We start from the raw sequence: 26,015 nt of genomic DNA, 5'->3' as shown, positions 1-26,015 counted from the left end.
GTTAGTTCTGCGAGAAAAAAGGAAACTGACGGGGATCCACCGGCGGATGCGGCATCGGGCCACCCTGGGGCCCACCCTGCGAGCCGCCCTGACCGCCCATCATCTTATCGATGGCGTCCTGAACCTCGCCCTCGAACTTTTTCATGCCCTCGTGCAAACGACGCTGACCGTCCTCAGAGCGCAGCTCCTCCATCTGCTCGGGCGAAATACCCAGCAGCTCACCCAAAATGCCCATCATCTCACCGCGCATACGGTCACTCGTATCGTCGTCGGCAAAGCGACGCACCTCGGCGCGCGCCAGCGAATCAACCGTCATGCGCTCCTTGCCGTTGAGCCCCAGATCGGACCACGCAAGCATGTACGGCCAGGCGCGCTCGGCAAACGAACGGGCAGAGACGATCGGCACCGTCGGCAGCATGCGGCGGGCGGCCTCGCCCTGACGCACGAGCATCAGCAGCAGCGAGCAGGCCTCAGGCTTGCCAGCGGCCATCGGGATGTCGTCGAAAGATCGATTGCGGTCCACGTGCGCCTCGAGCGCGCCATCGACCTCACCCGGCTCAAGCCCGCCGAGCAGCTGTGCCGCGCGGTCGAGCATATCGACCGGACCGTCGAGCGTCGAGAGCGCCTGCGCCAGCACTCGCTCCATACAATCTTCCACTGCGTTGAGCGTCACGAGCTCCTGGGGCACCACGGCAGACGTGCGGTTGCGCACGCGCGCCACAAACTCAAGCGTCGACAGGTACACATCGCCAAAGGGCGCGTAATCGCCCTGGTAGCCGCCGCAAAGCGCCGGCGCCGCCAGCGCGTACTCGGTTTTGGACAGCGGGCTCAGCGCCATCGCACCCAACTCGAGCGCCGTGTCCTCCAGCATGAGGCCCAGCGTGCGAGAGCGCAGGCGCTCGGCGTCGCCCGCCGACACATCGCGGTCGAGCACGCGCGCGGCATCCGGCGCATCGCGCTCAACCGTGCGAATATGCAGGCGCTCGGCAATGGCGCGAACGGCGGCACAGCGAGCAGCCTCGGCCTCCTCCTGCGCCGGCGTAAAGATGCGGTTGCGCCCCAGCACCAGGCCAATCACATTACGTGGGCCCAGAGCGTCGACGGCCAGCGCCGCCAGCAGGGACGACGGCAAGTCGCCCTCGAGTGCCACCACGGCGCGCGACGCACCGTGGGCCCGGGCGTTGTCGCGCACGGCGAGCACCAGCGCCTGCCACAGCCACTCCTCGGAACGGAACTCGGGCAGTTCGTGATCTTCCAGGGCATCGAGCATCACGCCGCGCTGAATCTCCTGAACCAGCAGGCTCTCCTCAAAACACGGCGCTTGGGCCACCACGCGACCGCAGTCGTCGAGCACAAACGAACCGCCGGTATACACCGACTCGTCATAGGCACCGACCGGCGCCATACAGGCAAACCACACACTGCGCTTGGATGCGATCTTGCGGTAGGCGCCGCTGCGAACGGCGGCAATGGCGGCAGTCTCGCGGTCGGTCATGTCAAACGCATTGAATTGGAAATACGCAATGAGGTCAACACCGGTCGGCAACATCTCGAGTTCGCGGTCCAAGTCAAAAATCACGGCGATGCGCACGCCGTCCACGTCGAACACCGGCGGCGCCCAACGCGTGTCGTTGTTCTCGCCACGCTGCAGGGCAATGCTCGAACGCGCCGGCACCACATGACCGTCCTTGAGCATCATGTAGTCGAGCAGCGGCTGGCCCTCAAACGAAACCGCCGCGGGCACGATGCAGATCATGTCAAGCTCCTGGATACGCTCGGCGACACCAGTCAAGCCGGCAAGCATGTCGTGCTCAAAGTCGGCAGTGCCCACCAGGCCCCCGGGCATGGCGCCCATAAAGAGCGGAGCCGGAACGCACAGCACGCGCGCCCCGCGCTCGTGGGCCAGACGAGCCTGGTCCTCGATGCGGCCGCAAATGCCCTCAATATCACCCAGGCGCATATCGATCTGTGCAAGCGCGAGCTTCATGGCTCAGCCCTTTCCGTCGTAAACCATCGTTGTCGTAGTAAAAGCGCCGGCCGCATAATGCAGCCGGCGCTCGCATGTGCATATGCTAGCTATGATACCCCGAGCGGGGGCGCGCTCCTAGAACGTCGCGGACCACAGCCCGTGCAGGTTGCAATAGGCATAGACGGTACCGGTCTTGGAGCCGCCCGCGAAAAACGTCGCGGGCTTCATGCCGGGCTCAAGGTAATGGACCTCTAAGCGGCCCTCGGCCTCAAGGGCGATCCACTCAATATAGTGCTCGGGCAGGCTGGGGTGCTCGACCGAGCCAACGCGTGCGCGAATCACGTGACCGTCGCGCTCGGTCTCGACAACAGGCACGTGCTTCTCGTGCGCCGCGTCCTCAGTGTTTGCGGTCAGTTCCGTGCAACCGGCAGGGGTTGCAACGTCGTTGCCAAGGGCGGCAATGAGCTTACCGTCGGGGTCCTTAAAGAATTTCGCCATGATGTTCTCCTTTGCTGACGTGCCAATGTTCTTGATGGTTCTTATGCCCAAAGGCAGACAAACCATCCACGGCATTGCAAATGAACACATAACGGGCGGGGACGATGGGGCAGCGTGCGCTATCCGCCCTGGCGGCCCCACCCGAGCGGGTTAGCGCCCGTCGCCGCCCAGCAGCGCCAGAACATCTTCGCGGGTAAACAGCGCCGACGAGATGCCGTCGCCGCCGAGCACGCTGTTGACCAGGTCGCGCTTGGACTCCTGCATCTGCATGATGCGCTCCTCGATCGTGTCCTTGGCGATGAGCTTGTACACGGTCACGGTATGTTGCTGGCCAATACGATGCGCGCGGTCGGTCGCTTGGTCCTGCGCCGCCACGTTCCACCACGGGTCGTAGTGGATGACCACGTCGGCCGCCGTCAGGTTAAGGCCCACGCCGCCCGCCTTGAGCGAAATCAAAAAGACCGGGACCTCGCCCGCTTGGAACTGCGCGACCATCTTGGCGCGGCTCTCCTTAGACGAAGCGCCCGTGAGCTTAAGGAAGGCGATGTCCTCCTTGGCCAAGCGCTTACCGATGATATCGAGCATACCCGTAAACTGGCTGAACAACAGGATGCGATGCCCGCCGTCGAGTGCGCCGTGCACGAGCTCCATACACGTATCGAGCTTTGCGCTCCCCGCCTTGTAATCCTCGTAGTGTAGACGTGGGTCGCAGCAGATCTGGCGCAGCTTGGTGAGCTCGGCGAGCACCTTGAGCTTGTCCTTCTTAAACTCCCCAGCCTCGCGGTGCTGCACCTGCTGGGCGATGCGGTCCTGGTTGGCCAGGTAGAGCTTGCGTTGCTCGCCGGTAAGCTGTGCCATGACGGTGTCCTCGATCTTCTCGGGCAGGTCGGCCACCACGTCTTCCTTAACACGGCGCAGCACAAACGGCGACACGAGCGCCTGCAGGCGAGCGGCGCTATCGCCCTCGGCATGCTCGACGGGGCTCTCAAAGCGCTTGGCAAACGACTCGCGCGTCCCCAAAAGGCCCGGCATCAAAAAGTCGAAGATGCTCCAGAGCTCGGACAGGCGGTTTTCGATGGGCGTGCCCGTCAGGGCAAAGCGCACGCCGGCAGGCAGGCGCTTGGCAGCGCGCGCCACCTGCGTGAGCGGGTTTTTAATGTACTGGGCCTCATCGAGCACCACGCGGGCAAAATCCTGCTCGACGTACTCGTCGATATCGCGCCGCATAAGATCATACGACGTCACAACCACGCTATGCTCGGCCACGCCGGCAATCTGTACACGACGTTGAGCTTTGGCGCCCACGATGGCGCACACATCGAGCGACGGGGCAAAGCGCTCCAGCTCGGCGGTCCAGTTGTACACGAGTGAGGCCGGGCATACCACGAGCGTGGGCTTGGTGTTCCCCGCCTCCACGCGCGCCAGAATATGCGCAATCATCTGGAGCGTTTTGCCCAGGCCCATGTCGTCGGCCAAGATGCCGCCAAGGCCCAGGTGTTCGAGCGAGCCGAGCCACTGGTATCCGTCGACCTGGTAGCCGCGCATCGTTGCCTTGAGCGAGGCGGGTACCGTAAAGTCCATCTTGCCGAGCGTGTCCAGGCGCTCGACGGTGCGGCGGAACGCAGCGTCGCGATCGGCCTCGAGCGCCGGCGTGCGTGCGAGCATGCTATCGACAAAAAGGGTACTCGACGCGGGAAGCGACACGCCGTCGAGCAGGTCGACGGCATCGACGCCTAGGTCCTCGGCAAGACCAAACGCGGCACGCGCTCCCTCATCCAGGCGCACGATGTCGCCGGACGTCAGGCGCGCGAACGTCTGGTGGCGCTTGTACGAGTCCAGATAGATGGCAAGATCTGCCGCCGAAAGGCCGCTCGCGCCCAGTTCGACATCGAGCAGGTTACTCTTGACGGTCGCGCGCACCGAGAGCTTGGGCGCAGGGCGGACCGAAATCTGGCGCAGACGGTCGCTGAGCATGACCTCACCCAGCTCGGACAGGGCAGACAGGCCCTCGGTCAGCAAGTGGAACAGGCTCTCATCATCGCGCTCCTCAAACGCCAGACCGCCCTTGTAGAAATCGAAGTACAGGGCCGCTGTATCCATAACGCGAAACTCCGCCACCTCGTCGCGGGGTGGCACACCGGGGCGCTGCTCTTCGAAGGGGCTGCCCGGAGCGCCCAGGCTAAAGAGATCCGCCGACCAATCGCCGTAGGTAACCGTAATTTTGCAGGTCACGAGCCCATCGTCGACACCGATCGCCATAGCAAAGCTCGGCTCGGGTGCCACGGTATCGAGCGCGGCGGGCGCGGTGAGGTCGGTGTAGTCGCGCAAAATGGGCAGCGCCATACGGCAGAACTCACCCACCTGCTCGGCGGCAATATGGGCGGGCGTGCGGCACGGCAGCAAGCGCGACAAAAAAGGTGCGGCATGCTGAGCAAATGCAGCGTCGGTACGGCGCGCGCGGCGCGTGTCAACCAAGTAGGCGGCATCGCCCGACGCAAAGCAGTACATATCGGCGGGCAGGCGCAGGTCATAGCTACCACCAGCCGCCGGCGCGATTTTGGCGGCAAGCAGCGGTGGGCGCTTAGCGGATGCCTCGTCCTCCCCTTGCGGAGACAGCTCAACCGCCACGTCGTAGGTGCGATGCGTCGTCATCCCCCGCGACCAGGCGGGCTCAAAGGAGATGGTCTGGCCGCGCAGCAGGTCCAGCACATATACGATGCTATGCTCGGACAGCGGCAACTGACGCTCGGCAACAAAACCGCTGCGGGCAAAGTCGTACGACGCCGAACGCGAGCTTGTGATGTCATCGAGATAGGCAACTGTCGTCACAACAAGGTTGAGCAGCTTTGCCGATGTTTCGTCAAAGGCCTCAGGTGAATGGACAAACGTGAGCTTCTTGCCATAGGAGAACGTGCCGCCGCGCACGTAGGCATCGGCCATGCCGTCGATGTCCTTGACCACGTAGGAGACCGATCCGCAGCGAATGCGGAACTCGAGCGCCCAGCTAAAGCGGTCAGCGAACAGCGGATTGTAGTACGGCACCAACGAGGGCTCCAATGCCGCTTTGGGGGCGTCGGGATCAACGGCACCGGCAAGCTTGCGGCGCATGCTCGCCAGCTCATCCATGCGCGCGTCCGAAAGATCGGAGAGCGCCGCCACAAGGCTCGGGCTCGTGGGGACGGGCGCCGGAAAGGGAAAGTTGGGGTTGACGGCCGGCGCTTTGGGTGCGGTGCGCGCGGGCTGTTTCGACTGCGCCGTAAACGTGCGAACCGGCGTGCGCAAACCTTCGACGGGCTCGGCGCCGCTGGCATCCAAATACGCCAGAGCCGTGGCAATAGCGTGCTTGCACATACCGGGGTAACGATAGGCGGCGGGGCAATCGCAGTCGTAGTCGATTACCTCGTGCTCGTCCATGTCGAGCGCCACGTGCGTCTTGTACAGGTCGCCACGCGAACCGCGCACCGAGCCCTCGACCGTCACGTTTTTGGAGAAGCGCGAGCCGCTGTCCTCGATCGACAGCACGGCGCCGTTGAGCATGAGCGAACGCCCCTTCATAAAGGTGCCGCTCAACGCCGCCTCTTTGCGAAGCGCCTGCACAAACGTCCCCTGCGCCATCACTTCCTCCAATCTCACCCGGGGTAGCTTAGATCACCGTCACGCGGCCCTGGTTACCCACAATGGCCTTGGCCTCGGCCAGCAGCGGAATCGAACGCGCGTTGACCTTGGCAGGTACCTCGGCACGCAGCACGCGCCCGTCCACCTGCTCGATAAAGATCTCCACGCGGTCGCCGCCCGGGTTTGCGGTGAGCACCGTGGCCAGGCGCGCCATATTGCCCTGGCTAAAGCGGCTGTTGGGCACCATGACCTCAAACACCTTGGGCTTGTTGTTCTCCTCGTTGAGCTCGAGCGGCACGATCTCCTGCGCGATGATCTGGTCGCCGCGGTCCGAGCGCTCGAGCTTGCCCTTAATGCGCACAAAGGCATCGGACAGCTGCGCGCCGGTCTCGGGATCGACCTCGCCGTACAGGTACCCCTCGGCCTCCTTGTAGGTCTTGGGGAACACGACGACGGTGGCCTCGCCTTCCATGTCCTCGAGCTGCACGATGCCCATGGGGTCACCGTTTTTGGTCACGCGCTTGGACACGCTCGAGACCATGCCGGCCCACCACAGCGCCTTGCCCTCGGGAATTTCCTGGTTGATGGTGCCGCCCGTAGGATTCTGAACTTCGTAGCCGGTGTCGATCTGCGAGAACGAGAAGTCACGCGCCTTGGCTAGTGCATACTCAAACGGGCGTAGCGGGTGGTCCGAGACATAGATGCCCAGAACCTCCTTCTCCTGACTCAACTTAAGGTGGCGGTCCCATTCCTGGCCATCCGGATCGGGCACGCTCACCTCAAAGCCCGAGCCCTCAACGTCGCCAAACATATCGAAGAACGACGTCTGGCCGCTCGCGCGATCCTTCTGGCGCTTTACCGCGGCATCGATGATGTTCTCGGGGTTGTTCTTGTCCACAAAGTGCATCATCTGGCGACGCGGATACCCCGTGGAGTCGAAGGCGCCTGCCTTGATGAGCGATTCGATCACGCGGCGGTTGGCCTGGCTCGAGTCCACGCGCTCGACAAAGTCGTGCAGCGTCTTAAACGGACCGCCCGCCTCGCGCTCGGCGATAATCGCCTGCGCCACGCCGGTGCCCACGCCGCGGATGCCGGCCAGACCAAAGCGCACGCCCTCCTTGGTAGCCGTGAACTCGGTACCGGACTCGTTGACATCTGGCGACAGCACGGGGATGCCGTCGTGACGGCATGCCGAGACGTAGTGCACGATCTTGTCGGTCTTGCCCGTATAGGACGTCAGAACGGCCGCCATGTACTCGTGCGGATAGTGCGCCTTGAGCCACGCCGTCTGCATAACCAGAATGGCATAGCCGGCGGAGTGCGACTTGTTGAAGGCGTAGGACGCGAACTCGAGAACATCGTCCCAAATCTTCTGGGCGACCTCGCGCGTGTAGTTATTCTTGATAGCGCCGTTCATCCAGTGGTCGTAGGTGGTCTCGTCCGAGCCATCCTCCCAGTGGAGCACCGTCGACGTGAGCAGCTTGATCTTTTTCTTAGCCACGGGCTTACGGATACGCGAGTCCGATTCGCCCTTGGAGAAGCCGCACATCTCGACGGAGATGAGCATAACCTGCTCCTGGTAGACCATGGTGCCGTAGGTTTCGCCCAGGATGTCGTCCAGGCGGTCGTCGTAGGAGACCGCCGGCTCCTTGCCGTTCATACGGTTGATGTAAGACGAGACCATGCCGGCGCCCAGCGGGCCCGGGCGGTACAGAGCGATCAATGCCACGACGTGCTTGTACTCGGTGGGCTTCATGTTCTTGATCGTGGCCGTCATGCCGGCGGACTCGACCTGGAAGACGCCGGCGGTGTGGCCGGAACCCATGAGCTTAAAGATCTCGGGGTCGTCAAAGGGAATCTCTTCCTCTTTGATGTCGATGCCGAAGTTCTTTTTGATGTTTGCCTTGGCCTTGGAGATAACAGTCAGCGTGCGCAGGCCCAAGAAGTCCATCTTGAGCAGGCCCATGTCGGCAACGGTATGGCCCTCGTACTGGGTAATCTCGACGCCGCCCTTGGTGTCGAGCTTGGTGGGCACGTGCTCGTTGACGGGGTCGCGGCAGATCAGAACGGCGCACGCGTGCACGCCCTCGCCACGGGTGAGGCCCTCGATTGAGAGCGCCGTGTCGATGATGCGGCGGGCGTCGTCGTCCTTTTTATATGCCTCGGCAAAATCGGGGTTAAACAGGTCCTCTTTGCCGGGTTGCTTTTCGAGCACCTGCTTGAGCTTGACCTTGGGGTCGCTCGAGACCATCTTGGACAGACGCTGGCCCATGTAGACCGGGTAGTCCAGGACGCGAGCGGCGTCGTTGATGGCCTGCTTGGCCTTAATGGTCGAGTAGGTGATGACGTGGGTGACCTTCTCGGGGCCGTAGAGCTGGCGAACGTGCTCCACGACCTCGAGGCGCCGCTCATCGTCGAAGTCCATATCGATATCGGGCATCTCGGTACGCTGCGGGGACAGGAACCTCTCGAACATCAGGCCGTTCTCGAGCGGATCGAACGCGGTGATGTTCATGGCGTAGGCGACGATAGCGCCGGCAGCCGAGCCACGGCCGGGGCCGACGCCGATGCCGTTGTCTTTGGCCCATTGCACGTACTCGGCAACAATCAAAAAGTAGGCGGCAAAGCCCTTGTCGCAGATGACTTTGTATTCGTACTCAAAGCGCTCTTTGATGTTGACGCCACCGATCTCGCGCGTGGCCCAGTCGTCACCGTAGTGCTGGCGCAGGCCCTTCTCGCACTCGCGGCGGAACTGACTCTCGTGCGTCTCGCCGGGGTCGAGCAACGGGAAGCGCGGCAGAATGATGGAGTCCCAGTCCAGCTCGACGTAGCACTTGTCGGCGATCTCGAGCGTGTTGTCGCAGGCCTCGGGGCAATACGGGAACATCGCCCGCATCTCCTCCTCGGTCTTCATGTAAAACTCCGAGCCAGTCATGCGCATGCGGTTGGGGTCGTCGACCTTGGCGTTCATGCCGATGCACATGATGACGTCCTGCACGGGAGCGTCCTCGCGGCGCAGGTAGTGGAAGTCGTTGGTGGCGATGACCTTGACACCCACCTGTTTGGCGATGTCGATGAGCGTGCGGTCCATCTGCTCATCGGTCAGGCCGTTGTCGGTGGTGATGCCGTGTTCCTGGATCTCGATATAAAAGTCGCCAGGTTCGAAGGTATCACGGAAGGTCTCGGCCCACTTGATGGCGCCCTCCATGTCACCGCGGTCGATGTATTTGGGAATGATGCCCGCGATGCAGGCGCTGGTGCAGATCATGCCCTTGGCGTGGCGGCGCAGGTTGTCGAGCGTCACGCGGGGCTTGTAGTAAAAGCCCTGCACGGCTGCCTCGGAGACCGTCTGCATCAGGTTGACGTAGCCCTCCTGGTCCTTGGCCAGAAGGATCATGTGGTAGAGCTCGGGCTTATGGTCGCGAGCAAGGGTCTCGTCCGGCGTAAAGTAGACCTCGCAGCCAAAGATGGGCTTGATGACCAGAGGCGGCTTGAGCTCGTCGATGTTGCCCTTCTCGTCCCACATGGCCATGTCCTTCACATACTGGGCATGCTCGCGCGGGTTTTCCTCGGGATCGGGCTCCACCAGCTCGTCGCGGCGATCCTTTTCCAAGAAGGCCTTGTCGTGGCTCCAGGTTTTGTACTCAGGCGTGTTGTGGTTGACGGCGTCGCAGGCCAGCGCCAGGTCGGGCACGCCATACATGTAGCCGTGGTCGGTAATGGCGACGGCGGGCATGCCCAGCTCTACGGCGCGATTGACCATATCCTGGATACGGGTTGCGCCGTCGAGCATGGAGAAAACGGTGTGGTTGTGCAGATGGACGAATGCCATGTGATGAGCTCCGATGCGGGTTCGTGTTCTGACTGAACGATTTTACCGCACGGCGCGGATAGCACCCGAACCTAGCCAAACCAACACGGGTAGTCAATTTGGGACCTTCAAAAAGGGGAATGAGGGCATCCAGATATATCGAGTATTACTGGAACCCCGGCGATGCGCGGAATGATTTGTGACGAATAGTCATGTCCATCAAGAAGGCTCGACGCTTCGGATAGCTCGTCAATCGATATATCAATTCTTGGAGACCTGTATTCCTACCATTTTTAATGAAACAACGGCGGTAATTGCTATCGCGATTGCACCAATAATACCGAGCGCTATCTGAATGGGATATAACCCCAACACATGTCCAAATATGGAGAAAAACATTGCGGAAAAGAGGGCCCTTACCAGAGACGCGACGGAAAGGATCGTCGCGCGGAGATCGTCCGCAATCGCGTCTTGAATTTAGTTTTCCGAAGTGATGTACACCACTTCCGGGAGAAAACAAAGCACCATGCTAAGGCCAAACAAACACAGAGGATTTGAAGCGAGCCACGGAAGAATCAAGAAAAGGCCAGCTTCGATTAGCATCGAGCCGAGCATGGTATTTCTTTTCCCGAAACGCGATGAGAAGAAATCTGCTGCAATGTAGGCCGTCGCATTTACTGCATAGGATGCACCGAAAAAGATTCCTATTATGGAGACGGGAGCATCAAATGCGTCGAATACCAACTGATTCAAGTTGTAATAACTCCCATAGAATCCGTCGAGCATGCTTGTGCCGATTAGAAGAAGCAATACCGCAAAAGCGGATTCTCCAATGCACCAGGTTTCGCGTCTGAAGATCTTGGCTACGTCAAACCTTTCCTCCCCAGAGTTTTTGGAATGGGTCGTTTCCATCCTCTCAATGGGATACAGAAGGAAAAGCTGCAGAAGATAGAAAACGGAAACGCATACGTAGAGGGCACTCCAAGATATTTGGGCAATGAATGATCCAAGTACGATTGCCACTCCCGTAGCGATTGATTGTGCGGCAAGCAGCCGAGCATTGATGGTGAGGAAGCGCTCTCCTTGACCGGCATTCCGGGCAATTTCATATAAAAGTGCTTGTTCGGATCCCGATTGAAGGGAGTAGGCGAGTGCCTCAACAAGGGAAAGTACGACAAGAAAGGGGCCTGAGAGCAACAGCATGCCAGCCGTATGGAAGAAAAGCAGCAGCACGCCCACTTGAATCGAAAACTTCTTTCCAAAGAAATCGCCTATCAGCCCTGTTGGCAGCTCGAGGACGACCGTTGCAATGTTAAACAGAGCTTGATAAAGCGCGATTTCCGTGACAGACATTCCTTTCTCCGCAAGGAAAAGTAGAAACACTCCCCGATTTAAAACAAATCCCGCGAGAACGAAAAGGGCGGAATAGATGTGCAGCTGCGTAGCGGCATTCTTATTCATTTGGCACTTCCATCAACTACTTTTGTCGGGCCGCTCGCTACTGACTCGAAGCCTGAAGTGTTCACAGTTGATGTGAAGAGCGGTAAAGCTTTTGCACAGGGTATCAATGGAATACATCCGAAGCGTTTTCGGCAGTATCATCGGCGAAGGCGGGATTAGCCTTTACGCGGCGCTCACCCTCGATGTATTTGACGATTTGATCAATCGTCTGGTTGGCGTGGCTCTTGAGCTTGCGCTCGTAGAAGAAGAGGCCGAGCTTGCCGCGCATGCCAGACGTGTTGCCACCCGCACCCTGAAAATCCTCGGTATAGGTGAGCTCGCAAGCACCATCGCCAGCAGGTGCAGTCTCATAGCGCATGGTATTGATGCCCGCCGCATACTGAAAACGGACCTCATAGAGGCACGGGTAGTCAAAGTGCTTGATCTTAACCTTGATCGCCGTGCCCTTGGTCTTGCCTTTTGCGGACTGGGCGCGCTTCTCGTACTTATAGCCGTTGAGCTTATTGCGGCTAGGACGTTTGCCCGTGACGTTCTCGATATCCCGCATGATGGACCCCGCCAGAGCGTCAAAAAGCTCCTCCGGCGTCACCTTAAGCGTTTTGGTGAGCTGCATGATGGCCCCTTATTCGTTTGAACCGTTCGGGCCATTGTACCGCCCCAAGCTCTCCCATGCGTTGCGGTGCCATTTGGACGATTGAGGGCCTTACGGCCGCAAAACCAACCAAATAGCACCATAAAGCCTGAGGTGGCTAGAGGCTGTAGGTGACTACTTGAGGCTCGCAGGGGTTGGCGGGGTCGACTTGCTCCACGCGGACGAACTTGACGGTCACGGCCTCAAAGCCCGCCTTGTGCAACACATCGGAGTAGACGCGCGCCTGCAGGGCGTGCTTCTCCTGCAGCTGTTCCGGCGTCTCGTCCGGCGTCCTGCCCGTCTTGTAGTCGATGACCAGCGCGCATGACGAATCCGCCGGGTTCGTCGCCAAAGCGTCGATGGCGCCCTCGGCATATGCACCGTAGCGGGCGATGTCCTCGTCCTCGCAGCCCAGCGAGAAGAACGGCACCTCGGCGCGAACGCACGGCCACGCGAGCAGGTCGGCACGAGCAGCCGACTTGAGCCAGCGGTCCAGGGCAACGTCGAAGCGTTCGCGCTGCTCCGGCGTCAGGCACCACAGGCGCGCCAGCGCATCGGCACGCTCGGCGGGCAGCGCATCGGCACCCATCTCGATCAGCCACTGGCAGGCGGCATGGAACGCCGAGCCCAGCGCCATGGGGTTGCCGGCGGGCTCAACGGCGGCCACGCCTGCATCCGTCATCTCGGAACCATCCGACTCCACATCATCGCCAGCCTCGTCTATGGGCACATGCGCCTCGGCGGCTCGGTCCTCGGACTCGGCATGCAGCGCCGCGGCAATTGACGAGTAGCTGTACGAATCGCGCGCCGGATACGGGCAGGTGCCCATGCGCACGCCCACCGCCTGGGGATACACGAGCTCAAACGCATCGGGCTCGGGGTCGGCTGGACCGGGAACAGCGGCGTGGGCATCCGCACCGGCACCCTCCGGCTCCGCATCGCCGCGGACAAGCCTGCCCTCGACATCCAGCGAAGCGTTGACCTCAAACGCCTGCTCGCCAAACGTAAAGTCCGCCAGCGAGATGAGCTCGTAGTCGCCCGGCTTGGAGTTGTCGAACACCAAACGGTCGCTATCGAGCTGCGGTATGTCCAGGCTGTCGGTCGGCAGGATGCGGCGCAGCACGTCGTAGGTCAGATCCGTCTCGACATCGAAGGTCGGCGCCGTCACCTTGCCGCGGCTCACGCCGACATCCATCGCCAGAATGACCAGCTCGCGCGCTCGCGTCATGGCGACATAGAGCAAGCGAGCCCGCTCCTCGAGCGAAAGCTGCAGGTCGTCGTTGCGCAGGCGAACGAATGCCTCGGCGGGAGAACCCGTCGCGCAGACATCCTCCATGAGCTCCGGCGGCAACCATAGCGACGTGCCCTTACCCTTAAACGCATGCTCAAACTGCTTTTTGACGTCATCGCCCTTTACGAACGTGCCGTCCGCGAGTTTAACGCCGTCGAAGCGTGCCGGCAGCGCCACGACCTGCGCTCCGCCCTCGACACGCCCCATCTGAGCCGCACCGGACGATTTGCGCACGCCAAAACACTCGGCAACCGCTACGACCGGATACTCCAGACCCTTGGACGCATGCACCGTCATGATGCGCACCGCGCCGTCGCCCTCCTCGTTGAGCGCGCCCGGGGCCTCCTTGCCCGCCAAGAAGCGGTCGAAGGCGAGCGCGATGGAGCGCGGAGAATTGCCGAGCTCGGCCTCTGCCTCGGCCACGGCGTCGAGCGCCTTGAGCACGTTGGCGGCGATGGCCTTGCCCTCGGGACCACGCTGCGCCAGACGCACAAACCAGCCGGAGGCGTTGACAGTATCGCGCGCGATGGCGGCGAACGAATCGCGCCCCACGCGACGAAGCGCATGGCGCAACACCTCGCGGGCGCGCGTCAGCAGCGGCAGGTCCCGCAGCCCCGGCACGTCACAATCGCTCATGATGCCCGCGTCGATGTTGCGGCGCGAGGTCTCCCCCGTCTGGTCGTCCAGCTTGGTCGCCAGCGCCAAAAACTCCTGGGCGCCCAGCGCAAACATCGGCGATGCCAGCAGCGGCATGAGGCCCTGCGCCGTATCGGCCGGATTGGCAAGCGCGCACACCAGAGCACGCACCGTCTGCACCTCGGCTGTCTGGGCAAAGACCGAGCCGCCCGCGATGACGCAGTCGAGCCCCTGGTCGCGAAACGCCTGTGCGTAGACATCGGCATTGGTCATGCGCCCTAGCAGCAGCACCATACCGCCCTGGGGCTGGCCCGCTTTAACGAGCGCTTGGAATCGCTCCGCAATCGCACGAGCTTTCGCCTGCGTTCGCTCCTGGGTGCTGCCGCCGGCAACGAAGATCGCCTGGCGGCGCGATGCCTTCGCCTTGAGCTTGTCCTCGCGTTCGTCGCTCGGTTCAAGATCCAAGAACCCCTGCATCAAACCACCGGTGTCGCCGTCAAAGACGCGCGCCACATAGCGCAGCACCTCGTCGTGGCTGCGGAAGTTGCGTACAAGCTTGACGAGCTCGCCGGCGGGGGCATCGGACGTGGCGACCGTCTCGGACGCCGTCGTCGAACCCACCTTGCGCTCCTGGCGACGGAACACCTCGACCTCGGCACCACGGAAGCGGTAGATCGACTGCTGTGCATCGCCCACGGTACACAGCGCACGCTCACCCGCGCCGGTCAGGTAACGGATCAGGTCGACCTGCATCTGGTCGGTATCCTGGAACTCGTCGATCATGACCATCTTAAAGCGGCCCTCATAGGCCGCTCGAATAGCCGGATAGTCGCGCAGCGCCTCGTACGCCATACGCAGTAGGTCGTTGTTATCGAGCGCGGACTGGCCGGCCTTCAGCGCGCGATACTCAGCCTCCACGGAACGGGCCAGGCCCACCAGCGCATCGAGCGCGGGACCACCGCAGGCCAGCACGATATTGATAAACGCATCGGCAGCCTCGGCCTTGAGTAGCTCCACCTGCTCCTTAGAAAACGCCTTGCTCGCCCGAGGCATGCTGCACGACATCATGAGTCGCGCCGCATCCTCCATGGTTTTGCCGCTCGCCTCAAACGCGTCGATGGCGTCGAGTGCCACCTGTGCCTTTTCGGTCGCGGCCTTGCTCGCACCCAACGCCGCGCGATAGGCGTCGGCAAGCGCCGAGGTGTCAGCCTGGCCGCGCGCCACGCACACATCGTCCATGCCGCCCGGCAGCTGGCTCGATAGCTCCAGCAAGTCGCGCACCAGTCCTTTAATGGTGGTACCGGCGCCAAACGGCCCACCCTCGCCCGCCATGGGATACCAAGCGTAGAGGGCCTTAAGCGAAGCGGCGAGCTCGGGGGCGGCATCGGGCGCCGTCGCGCGGGCCAGCACATGCTCAACAGCCTGGTCCATAAGCTCGTCGGTATCGGTGAGCACCGTGAACTCGGGATCGATGCCCAGCTCCAACGCATGTGCGCGCAGGATACGCGAGCACATGCCGTGAATGGTCGAGATCCACGCATCGTCGACGGTCAGGGCTTCCTCGTCCATGCCCTCGTCGATGAGCGCGCGGCGCACACGGTCACGGATCTCGGCCGCGGCATCTTTGGTAAAGGTAATGGCGAGCACCTGGTCCAGATGCTCAACGAACGGACCGGATTCGGGCGAGAGCGCGTAGACGATGCGGCGCGTGAGGGTAAAGGTCTTGCCCGAGCCGGCACCTGCCGAGACAAACAGCGGGCGGTCGAGCGTTTTGACGACTTGCAGTTGTTGCGGCATCAAAGTCGAAAGATCCATGGTCTACACGTCCCTCCTTACAAACGTTCCTTCGTGGTTATACGAGCAGCGCGCATGCGCGGCCTGAGCCGACGTCGGGTCGACGGCGGCAACGTTGCCTGCCTCGAGCTCGCGCAGACGCTCGGCAATGCCGGTCTCCACGCGATCGAGCAGCGCATCAAAGTCCATGTTGCCGCCCTCGCCGGGAAAGCCCTTCTTAAGGCCTGGGATGCGGCTGTCGCCGCGCTCTTCCTCAAGCAACTCGGCACTCGCGGCGCCGCGCAGCGCCGGTTTGCCGCCCTTGGTCGAAAAATAGAGCGCCGCACGGGCATCCAGATCCAGCGCCCGGCGCATGGCCTGCGCATAGATAAGCGTCTGGGTATGGGGCGGCAGCCACCGCGGGTCGTCGATGGCGGCCTCGCCCGATTCCTCGTCGCGCACCGTGGGGTCGGCGAGTTTAAACTCCTCAACGCCCGTGCGATGCTTGTAGTCGATTACCACGGCGCGATTCTCGGCATCCACATCCACGCGGTCGATGCGCCCGCCGAGCGGCCAGCCGGCATACTCGACCTGGAGCTCGTTGAACGCAAACTCCAGGTAGCGCGGCGCGAAGGGCGCGAGCGCCTCGGACTCGTAGGCAAGAACGCCCTCCAGCTGCGGCAAAATCTCGGCCACCTGGCGCTCCTCCACCGGGGAGAGCGGCACGAGCGGGCCCTCGGTACCGCGCTTGCCCGCATGCTCGGCCAGGGTCTCGTCAAAGACCTCGCGCAGCAGCTCCTTCGCGCGTGGCAGATTCATGGGTGTCACGCGCTCCATGCCCTCCTGGGGCAGACGGGCATGCAAGTGTTCCAGCACGTCGTGGACAAAGTTGCCCTTCTCCATATTGCCAAAGCCAGCGTCGATCGACTGAGGCTTCACGCGGTACGAGACGAACCAGCATAGCGGGCAGGTCGAATAGGCCTCGATCTGCGAGGCAGACGTCAGGCGCGGCACCAGCGGCGCATCCTCGCCCTCGCCATCGCGACGACGCAGGACCAGATACGGAATGGCTTCATCGCTCAGATGCTGAGGAGCTTCGCAGGTCACGCGCTCGCGCCTAAGACCTTCGCCTGCCGCGGGATCAAAGTCCCTTACGATATCGCCCTCACCCACACACTTCGCCTTGTCGGCGCCAACGGCCTTAGCATCGTCAGCGGCCTTGTCGGCGTCAGCGGCCTTAGCATCGTTAGCGGCCTCGGCATGCGCCCGCAACTCGGTCCACACGGCCGCCGGATAGCACTCGCGCGCCTGACGATCGTGGGTCACACGGGCGAGCGTAACCGGACCACGCGACGCTTGTATCGCGCGGCCAAAGCGTGCGCGCAGCAAGGCCGCAGGCTCAAGCGTCACGCCCTCGCGACCGAGGCTCGCCGTCAGCGTGGTCAGCGGCCCCTCTTCGTGTGAGAGCGGATAGCTGTCCAGATCGACATCGGCAAACAGCACGGCATCGTAGCTGCCGGGGCGCAGAGCCGCCGCATCGGCAAGCGAAGCAAAGCGAACCTGGGCGCGTGGCGCACGGTCAACCTCGTAGGTCTCGTAATCGTAGGCGGAGCTACGCTTGTCCACCTTGGTTCGAATGTCATCGAGCACGGGCACGGTCGCGGCCTGCGACACGTCGAGCGCACGGGCGCCATTCATAAGGATGTCGATGACGTGGCACAGCAGGGCCACCTCCGCCTGGCGACGGGCCTGACCGTCGAGACCGCCAAGTGCGCGATCGGGCAGTGCCTCGGCAACGGCAAGCATGGCCTTGAGCGCCGTCACGGGTTTGTCGCGCCACAGCGCCTGGAACACGTCCGAGATCACGCACGGCACGTTCTTAAGCCAGTTCTCGTCGCTCGCCGCTTTACGCGCGCCCCTCACCTGGCCCTGCACGCTCTGCAGCAGGCTCTTGACGCCCGCAGTGGTCTTGCTGCGCGACAGTCGCATATTCTTGTCGAACGTGCGCGCGCTGGCGGCGTCGGCACCCGAAAGCGGGCTGTAAATCCAGTCGGTAAGCTCCGGAGCGGGCCACCACTCAGTCTTAGAAGCTGCCCCTTCGTCAGCGGCCTTCATACGCTCGATCAGGTTGGCGAGCGCCGTGAACTGCCTGCCCGCAATGGATTGGGAAAACGCCGTGAACTCGGCCGTCTCGGCAGCAACGTGGCGCGCCGCCAAACGAGCGGCAAGCTCGCCGAACAGCTGGGGTGCCCGGGCAGAAACAACGAGCACGCGTACGGGGTCGGCGGGTGTTGCAGCAGCTTTATCGTCCTTGGACTCCTTGTGCGCTTTCACCAACTTATCGATGACGTCCGCATAAGCATGGGCACGGGCATGGGGGCCGGCGACCTCAATAAAGGCAGGCTGAGCAGCGGACTTGGAGGCAGTCTGGGGCGCGGCGGCGCCCTCCCCCAGCGGCGCGATCTCAAACAGCACACCGCGGACATCAAATGCCGTGGCCAGCTCCTCACGCATCGCCGCTTGCTCGCGGGCGAGCAGCACGACAACCTCTCCCCCGTTGTTTGCCACGGCGGACAGCAGCTCGAGCAGGCTATACGTAAATGACGTGACGCCGCGCACGCAAACGGCGCGGGCGCACCCCGGCAGGTTGTCGGCCAAAGCGCCGGCCATAATGTCAGCCGCCTCGCAGGGCTCGACCATATCTCGACGGTCCAAACCGCGCGCATAGGCGCACAAAAGTTCAAACACGCGAGCCTCGGCGTCGCTTTTGGGCTTGGGCTTGCAAACGTTGTCGCAGCAACGCTCGGCACCTGTCCCTGCCACACCCGGCAGCACATCGCGAGCCATACGCGCGAGCATACGCACCGTGCCCTGGCTGCGCGAAAGCGGCTGCAGGTCGGCGTCGTCGAGGCGCGCTACCATGTCCGAAAACAGCATCTGGCGCTGCAGGTTGTCGACGAAACCGCGCCCGTCGCCCAAAAGCTCCCAAAGCGAGCGAAGCCACGATGTAGGCGTCTTGTAGTCAATACCCAGCGAAACGCCGGCTTCCGCCGCATCATGACGGCACAGGTCGAGCTCGGCAAACGTTGGCGCCAGCAGCACGGCACGCCCGTGGCGGGCAATAAGGTCGGCAAGCAGCGCCGCCTCGGCATCGCTCAAATCCGCGCCGGCGTTGGTGGTATAGATTCGAACAGGCATGGTCCTCCACTCAAACCGTTCGCAATATTCAATGCTTCCATCCTACCCGCCCGCGCGGACAGATTTGCCCCACGCCAACAGATTTGACCCCTTGGAGACGGAGGAAAATGGATCACCGAGGAGGTCAGTCTAACCCAGTGATCCGTTTTCCTCCGTCCCCAAAGGATCAAAAAAACCGCCCCCGAAGGGACGGTTCTGCGCAATTCGTTTTTACCGCTGGCCTACTCGCCATCCTCCAGCTTGATGAGGATCTTGCGATAGCCGCCGTACTCGCCGTTGAGTGCCTTTGAAACGCGGCTCACCGTAGTGGACGAAGCGCCGGTGCGGGCCTGAACCTCAACATAAGGCTCGCCCTCATCCAGATAACGCGCAACCTGCAGACGTTGCGAAAGATCGCAGATCTCGCGCGGCGTGCAGATATCGGTCAAAAACGCCTGGATATCCTTCTCGTCATCCAAAAGACTAAATGCGTGGACCAGCTGCTTGACATCAGGCTTGTCAAACATGTTCTCGATATTCATCGATCACCGCCAAACCCGCCAAAAGGCATCGAAGTTGATACTGACATCGGGCATCGTTCGCCCGTTCTATGCAATAGGGCAACGCCTGTGGCTTTTGCCCGTAGCAGTTTAGCACACCACCAAACTAAAGCGACAAAACTCTCTGCCAGCGGCGCGTTTTCTAGGACGAACGCCGTTTTGAAACCGAATGCGCACGTAAGCTCCACGAATATCTGAGACAATGGGCGGCCGAACAAGGCGGCACACCCGAGCGGCCGTCCAAGCTGCCGCAGCAAACCGCTTCACGCGACACCGACGCACCCTGCGCAAGAAAGGATTCACACCATGCGCTTTATGCTTAACTGGCTCTTTACCTCTATCGCCATCGCGATTGCCACGTTCCTCGTCCCCGGCATCCAGCCCTTCGGTTTTGCCGAGGCCTGGGTCTGTTTCGCCTTCGTGGGACTGTTCTTGAACATCGTCGATTCGCTCGTCAAGCCGTTCCTGACGGTTATCTCGCTGCCGCTCACGATCATTACGCTGGGTATTTTTCAGCTCGTAGTCAACAGCTTTATGCTCGAGCTGGCCAGCTATCTGTCGGTCAATCTGCTGGGCGCGGGTATCTCCATCGCCAGCTTTGGATCGGCCTTTATGGGCAGCATCCTGGTGTCCATCATGCGCAGCATCCTTGACAGCATCGCCGAGGGCTAAAACGGCCATTCCGGCCGCGCCCGTCTCAACAGCCCAAAACGAAGGCCGCCCATCACAAAAATGGGCGGCCTTCTTATTTGCCAAGTCTCAAAGGGCGAGAGAATCTGCCATTTCCGCCCCGTCCCCAAATGGCAGGTGGGCTAGATCACGTAGTCGTAGCCTTCGTTGGGAGCGACAAGTTGATCGAGCGTCACACCGTCGAGGTAGTCGTTGATAAGCTTGTCCAGGTTCTTCCACACGTCGAGCGTGGGGCACTCGTCAGAGCGCGAACAACCCTTGCAGTCGCCATCCAGGCAGGCGACCGGCGCCAGGCTGCCCTCGGTCAGGCGCAGGATCTCGCCCACCGTGTACTGCTCGGGCGGGCGCGTGAGCACATAGCCGCCGCCCTTGCCGCGCATGCCCGAGAGCATGTTGGCGCGCACGAGCGTAGCCAGAATATTCTCGAGGTACTTCTCCGAAATCCCCTGGCGCGCCGCGATCTCTTTGAGCGGGATGCGACCGGCCGCCTGATGCTCGGCCAGGTCGACCATAACGCGTAGGGCATATCTGCCCTTTGTGGAAACCAACATATATAGCTGCCTTTCGGTCTTTTAATTCGTAGAAATTCTAGCCGAAAAATTGGTTTTGAAAATACCTATTCCCGTCAAGATGGTTAATCGACTCGTAATAATCTTCTATTTCCTATTGCGTTACTAGGCTTTACTGTCTACTATGCTTGCCAACAGCAAAACGAACAACCTATAAGGTTTGTGGGTTTTGCTGTCACACACACCGTAAAACCACACGGTATCCAGTCATTTGAACACTTTGGAGGTTCACCATGAGCAATGTTTACACGTCCATCGATCAGCTTATCGGCCACACCCCGCTTCTGGAGCTCACCCACTTCGAGGCCGACGAGGACCTCAAGGCCCGTGTGCTCGTCAAACTGGAATACTTCAACCCCGCCGGGTCCGTCAAAGACCGCGTCGCCAAGAACATGATTGACGAGGCCGAGAAGGCCGGCAAGCTCGTGCGCGGTGGCGACTACACCATCATCGAGCCCACGAGCGGCAACACCGGCGTCGGCATCGCTTCGGTGGCGGCGGCCCGCGGCTACAAGGTGATCATCACCATGCCCGAGACCATGTCCGTCGAGCGCCGCAAGCTGATGCAGGCATACGGTGCGCAGCTCGTGCTCACCGACGGCTCCAAAGGCATGAAGGGCGCTATCGCCAAGGCCGAAGAGTTGCAGAAGGAGACCCCCAACAGCATCATCGCCGGCCAGTTTGTGAACCCCGCGAACCCGGCCATTCACAAGGCCACGACCGGCCCCGAGATCTGGGACGACACCGACGGCAAGGTCGGCATCTTCGTCGCCGGCGTCGGCACCGGCGGCACCGTGACCGGCGTGGGCGAGTTCCTCAAGGAGCAAAACCCCGAGATTCAGGTCGTCGCCGTCGAGCCCGCCACCTCCCCGGTGCTCTCCAAGGGCCAGGCCGGCCCGCATAAGATCCAGGGTATCGGTGCCGGCTTTGTGCCCGACGTCCTCGACACCCAGGTCTACGACGAGATCATCCCCGTCGAGAACGACGACGCCTTTGCCACCGGCCGCGCCGTGGGCCACAAGGAGGGCGTGCTCGTGGGCATTTCGTCCGGCGCCGCCGTGTGGGCCGCACTGCAGCTGGCCAAGCGCCCCGAGAACGAGGGCAAGACCATCGTGGCGCTGCTCGCCGACACCGGCGAGCGCTACCTGTCCACGGCACTCTTCCAGGACTAGAGCTCTCGTTCTTAGAACGAGTCCAAGGCACGCCGGTCTCCCCTCTCTTCTGGCAGCCTGAGCTCATCCCAACAGGGTGTCCCACAGGACGCCCGAACTTGCTACAATGTCTGCGGCGCGGAACCAGCCTCCCGCGCCGCTTTTCTTTTTTGGCCACATGCCACCAAGGAGAACCTCCCCATGCACAACAAGCGCGTGCTCGTCGCCATGAGCGGCGGCGTCGATTCCAGCGTGACCGCGTATCTGCTCAAAAGTCAGGGTTACGAATGTGTCGGTGCCACCATGCGCCTCACCTGCCCCGCGCCCGATCCCGCCACGGGCATGAGTAAGGTCGACCACGACATCGCCGATGCAAAGGCCGTCGCCGAGCGCCTGGGGATACCCCATCACGTGCTCGACTTGCAGCAAACCTTCGACCGCAACGTTGTCGAGCGTTTTATGAACGCCTACCAGGAGGGGCTGACGCCCAATCCGTGTATCATCTGCAACCGCCATATTAAGTTTGGCGCGTTGCTGGATGCGGCGCTGGATATGGGCTGCGACTACATCGCCACAGGCCACTATGCCAAAACGAGCCAGGCGCCCGACGGCACCTGGCAGCTGCATCGCGGCGAGGACCCCAAAAAGGACCAGAGTTACTTTTTGTATTCGCTCACGCAGGAGCGCCTGGCGCACACGATCTTTCCGCTAGCAGGCCTAGACAAAGAGCGCGACGTGCGCCGCATAGCCGCCGAGCAGGGCTTTACCAACGCCCAGAAGGCCGAAAGCGAGGACATCTGCTTTATTCCAGACGGTGACTACGCGGGCTATATCGAGCGCCGTTGCGGACATCCCGCTGCACCGGGCGACATTGTGTGGCGCGACGGCAGCGTGGTCGGGCGCCACAACGGCGCGCTGCGCTACACCATCGGCCAGCGCAAGGGCCTGGGCGTCGCGATGGCGCATCCCGTGTACGTAACGGGTGTCGACGCCGTCAACAACACTGTGCATCTGGGCGAGGCCGAGGACCTGACGGCCACGGCGCTCACGGCCAACGACTGGATTTGGAGCGCCCCTGCCGACCACATGGAGGTAGAGCTCACGTCCGGCGGCATTCGCGTGGGCGCCAAGTACCGCTACCGACAGAAAGACCAGGCAGCGACCCTTACGCGCGGCGAAGACGGGCAAATGTTGCTGACCTTTGACGAGCCGCAGCGAGCCATCGCCCCCGGCCAAGCCGTTGTAGTCTACCGCGGCGACATCGTCCTGGGCGGCGGCACCGTGACCGGCGCACTTAAGTAGCCGCGGGTTTATCGCTGCACGTGTCGAAGTACCTCAACAGCGGCACCAACCTCGATTACGCGACGCTCGAGGCCGCGGCGGATGGCCTCGAGTCGACCCTCCGCCGTGGCCCATTTGCTCTGCGAAAGAATCTCGATCGCCTCATCAACAAATCCGTTGAGCCGCGATGAATCGAACCAATCGAGCAAATCCGCAAGCGCCAGCTGGACGGAAGGGTCGGGCCCAAACGGCTTAGCGGAAAACCCAAACTCCCCAGCTGCGAGCACGGCAGTTGGTACGTTGTACCACAGGCAGTTGCCGCTATCGAACAGCGGAGCAGGTTTTATCTCCAGGGTGTCGACATTGCGGATGATGCCGAAGTTTCGCCAATGGCGATCGCTGTTGGCCAAAAGGGCATCGCAAACGATCATCTGCGACATAGACCTTCTCACGGCAGCCTCGTCTGCTCCATGCTTACCAAGAAAGCGGCAGTACCGGTCGTACGTCGAACTTCCTCGCTGGCCACCAAGGGCGTTCTTAACGTAAACAGCCGGAACATATTCCTCGCGGCCGTCAAGAAAGTCGTCGCACAGACACACAGGGCCATCGAACATGCGCTCAACCGTGTAAGGAACAAACTCCCCCTTGGAAAGCAAGCGACAATGCAGAGCCGTTGCAACCGCCTCGTTAAAGGGCCGTTGGTCGTCCATGCCGCACCCCTTGACCAGAACGCGAACACCGTTGCGAATCATCCACGATTTAGGAAGCTCGCCCTCGGATGTGTTGTCGGGATTTTTAAGACCGATGCCCTCCAGCCAACCCGAACGCCCCTCGGGCGCCGATCGCTCAAAATCATTCTCGAAGTAATTGAGGTTTCGCCATTCGAGCCCATCGCATTCTGCCGGCCGCAGCCAATAGCAATCCGAAAGCGAGAGGCCCAGGCACTGAACCGGCGCCTCAACGCCGTTGACAATTCCCAGCTCGCGGTAGCGCGAGATAAGCCCGGGGCGAACATCGGGCACCGACCGATGCCCCCACCACGCGTTGAGCTCCCGCTTATTCACCGTTGGAGAAGAGCTCGAGCATGTGCCAAACGGCATTCGTTGCGCATCGAGGACCTCGGCGATTTCGAAGGGAAACTCACGCGTCGGATCAAATGAGACATGCGCGACCTCATGGTCGGCCGACATCAGCGTAAACTTGCGTCCCACATCGGCCGCAGGACGGCGTCCTCGCTTGCGGACCTTTTGGTAGGCGGTCGCAGAATTGTACTCGATCATCTTCCGGCCGCCCACAATATCGCACACAAGCGTCCCCGATGCGGCAAGTTGCGATATGCGGGCTTTCGTAACGCCCAACAGGCGGGCGGCATCACCCATAGATAAGTACTCAGATGTATTCATATGCCGCATCACCTCGTTAAGTAATTTACGCGTTTAGTTAATAGATTACTTACATCATAATACTAAATGACCTAAAGCGAAAAAAGGCCCGAGAGATCGGGCCTTATCGATTGGTCAGCCGAGTCGCAAACTGCTTCCTTAGCGCTGTACGTAGGCGCGGACGAGCTCGAAGGTGTTGCGCACACCGTCGATGTGGCTGCGCTCGTAGTTGTGGCTCGCATACACGCCTGGGCCGATCAGGCCATGGCGAATGTCATAGCCGGCCGAAAGCGTGGCCTCGACGTCGGAACCGTAATGCGGGTACACGTCGATGGCGTAATCGAGCTCCAGCTCGCGCGCAATATTGGACAGTGTGGTCACCAGATCGTAGTTGTAGGGGCCGCCCGAATCCTTGGCGCAAATCGACACCATGCGCTCGGTGCAGCCCAAGTCGTCGCCCACGCAGCCCATGTCAACGCTGATCATCTCGCGCGTGTCGGCCGGCACAAAGGCACCGCCGTGGCCAACCTCCTCGTACACGGTAAAGAGCAGCGACACCTTGCGCGAAAGCGTCACCTCGCCGCCAGCAACGGCGCGGGCCAGGCCCAGCAGAATCGACGCCGACAGCTTGTCATCCAGGAAGCGGCTCTTGATGTAGCCGCTCTCCGTCACCGTGGTACGCGGATCCATAGCGATGATGTCGCCGGTCTGAATACCCAGCTCGAGCACATCGTCCTTGCTGTCAACGTTCTCGTCGAGCAGGATTTCCATGTTCTTCTCGATGGTCTTGACCGGCTCATCGGCCACATGCGCCGAAGGCTCGGTATTGAGGACCACGCCCGTGTAGACATTGCCATCGCGTGTGTAGACGGTACAGTTCTCGCCATCGGCCGTAGACCACTGGTGCCCGCCGAGCGTCGTGGGGCGCAGGCGACCATTGTCCTTAATGGAGCGTACCATGGCGCCCAGGGTATCGACATGGCTCGCCAGTACGAGCGGCTCACCCTCGCCACCAAGCTCAACCAACACGTTGCCCTTATTGGAGCGCTCGGGGCCAAAGCCCATATCGCGCAACGTTTCCATTAGATAGTCAGTAGCCGCACGGGTATAGCCCGTAGGTGAAGCAATCGAGGTAAGCGCCTTCAACTGGTCAGTAATATAGGAGAGCGTAGAATCCATCTTGGACACCAAAGTCACCCTTTCATATCGAATTAAACCCACAGCAACAATACCACCGCGAGCCATCTTTTTACCTAGCGAGATGACCCATCGAGCTCTTCAGAACTGCGCCCGCCACGATAAGCAGATACAAGGCGCCATCCAACAATGCGCCCCTCACATCCCGCCTTTCCGGCACCCCGGCATCTGAGAAAAGAACGCAGGCGGTCCCGGGCTTCCCTCCGGGCGCATTCCGCAGGATGTAAAAGACCCCGCCGCGCAACGTGAACTGCGTCCCAAATCTTGGACGCCCTAAATAGCGACTAGGCCGCGAGGGCCTGATTCCGGAACTCCTCCGGGGT

General features: G+C 61.6%; 15 protein-coding genes. 3 read left to right on the top strand and 12 right to left on the bottom strand.

The features are described 5' to 3' along the window. Window position 1 precedes the first annotated feature (1 nt). The 9 genes from I2E13_RS02935 to I2E13_RS02895 form a co-directional block, all read right to left on the bottom strand. Window positions 2-1,987: an NAD(+) synthetase gene (locus I2E13_RS02935; protein WP_195404136.1), complete on the bottom strand. Its 1,986-nt coding sequence runs from the start codon at window positions 1,985-1,987 to the stop codon at window positions 2-4. A 117-nt stretch (window positions 1,988-2,104) separates the two neighbouring features. Further along, the gene (locus tag I2E13_RS02930) at window positions 2,105-2,467 is read right to left on the bottom strand and encodes a desulfoferrodoxin family protein (RefSeq protein ID WP_089572163.1); all 363 of its coding nucleotides are present in this window, start codon (window positions 2,465-2,467) and stop codon (window positions 2,105-2,107) included. A gap of 150 nt (window positions 2,468-2,617) precedes the next feature. Beyond that, window positions 2,618-6,082: a DEAD/DEAH box helicase gene (locus I2E13_RS02925; RefSeq protein WP_195404135.1), complete on the bottom strand. Its 3,465-nt coding sequence runs from the start codon at window positions 6,080-6,082 to the stop codon at window positions 2,618-2,620. Window positions 6,083-6,110: 28 nt separating this feature from the next. After that, window positions 6,111-9,914: a DNA polymerase III subunit alpha gene (gene dnaE, locus I2E13_RS02920; RefSeq protein WP_117716861.1), complete on the bottom strand. Its 3,804-nt coding sequence runs from the start codon at window positions 9,912-9,914 to the stop codon at window positions 6,111-6,113. A gap of 456 nt (window positions 9,915-10,370) precedes the next feature. After that, window positions 10,371-11,354, bottom strand: a complete 984-nt coding sequence (locus I2E13_RS02915) for an MFS transporter (protein WP_195404134.1) — start codon at window positions 11,352-11,354, stop codon at window positions 10,371-10,373. Window positions 11,355-11,457: 103 nt separating this feature from the next. Further along, entirely contained in the window at window positions 11,458-11,967 is a 510-nt protein-coding gene (locus I2E13_RS02910) for a DUF3284 domain-containing protein (RefSeq protein WP_195404133.1), read from the bottom strand. 136 nt (window positions 11,968-12,103) lie between these two features. Continuing rightward, a complete protein-coding gene (locus I2E13_RS02905) occupies window positions 12,104-15,727 on the bottom strand; it encodes a UvrD-helicase domain-containing protein (protein ID WP_195404132.1) in 3,624 nt (1,207 codons plus the stop codon). 3 nt (window positions 15,728-15,730) lie between these two features. Then, a complete protein-coding gene (locus I2E13_RS02900; protein WP_195404131.1) occupies window positions 15,731-18,883 on the bottom strand; it encodes a PD-(D/E)XK nuclease family protein in 3,153 nt (1,050 codons plus the stop codon). A gap of 221 nt (window positions 18,884-19,104) precedes the next feature. Beyond that, entirely contained in the window at window positions 19,105-19,404 is a 300-nt protein-coding gene (locus I2E13_RS02895; RefSeq protein ID WP_022094855.1) for a YerC/YecD family TrpR-related protein, read from the bottom strand. A gap of 324 nt (window positions 19,405-19,728) precedes the next feature. On the opposite strand from I2E13_RS02895, the gene I2E13_RS02890 reads away from it, so the two are divergent. Beyond that, the gene (locus tag I2E13_RS02890) at window positions 19,729-20,094 is read left to right on the top strand and encodes a phage holin family protein (RefSeq protein WP_055250947.1); all 366 of its coding nucleotides are present in this window, start codon (window positions 19,729-19,731) and stop codon (window positions 20,092-20,094) included. A gap of 140 nt (window positions 20,095-20,234) precedes the next feature. Here I2E13_RS02890 and I2E13_RS02885 read toward each other — a convergent pair whose 3' ends face one another. Next, window positions 20,235-20,663, bottom strand: a complete 429-nt coding sequence (locus I2E13_RS02885; protein WP_089572175.1) for an RrF2 family transcriptional regulator — start codon at window positions 20,661-20,663, stop codon at window positions 20,235-20,237. A gap of 251 nt (window positions 20,664-20,914) precedes the next feature. Between I2E13_RS02885 and cysK the strand changes: the two genes are divergently transcribed. Continuing rightward, a complete protein-coding gene (gene cysK / locus I2E13_RS02880) occupies window positions 20,915-21,853 on the top strand; it encodes a cysteine synthase A (RefSeq protein ID WP_195404130.1) in 939 nt (312 codons plus the stop codon). Between the two features lie 57 nt (window positions 21,854-21,910). Beyond that, window positions 21,911-23,134 carry a tRNA 2-thiouridine(34) synthase MnmA gene (gene mnmA / locus I2E13_RS02875; protein WP_267472463.1) on the top strand — a complete coding sequence of 408 codons (1,224 nt, stop codon included), beginning with the start codon at window positions 21,911-21,913 and terminating at the stop codon, window positions 23,132-23,134. Window positions 23,135-23,142: 8 nt separating this feature from the next. On the opposite strand, the gene I2E13_RS02870 is transcribed toward mnmA, so the two are convergent. Both I2E13_RS02870 and I2E13_RS02865 read right to left on the bottom strand, forming a co-directional pair. Further along, complete coding sequence (locus I2E13_RS02870; RefSeq protein WP_195404128.1) at window positions 23,143-24,516, bottom strand: HipA domain-containing protein; 1,374 nt, start codon at window positions 24,514-24,516, stop codon at window positions 23,143-23,145. Window positions 24,517-24,654: 138 nt separating this feature from the next. Next, entirely contained in the window at window positions 24,655-25,674 is a 1,020-nt protein-coding gene (locus tag I2E13_RS02865) for a M42 family metallopeptidase (protein WP_117637363.1), read from the bottom strand. Window positions 25,675-26,015 lie beyond the last annotated feature (341 nt).

The organism is Collinsella aerofaciens (assembly GCF_015554145.1).
GTDB lineage: Bacteria > Actinomycetota > Coriobacteriia > Coriobacteriales > Coriobacteriaceae > Collinsella > Collinsella aerofaciens_AA.
This window is presented reverse-complemented; position numbering and strand designations above follow the sequence as displayed.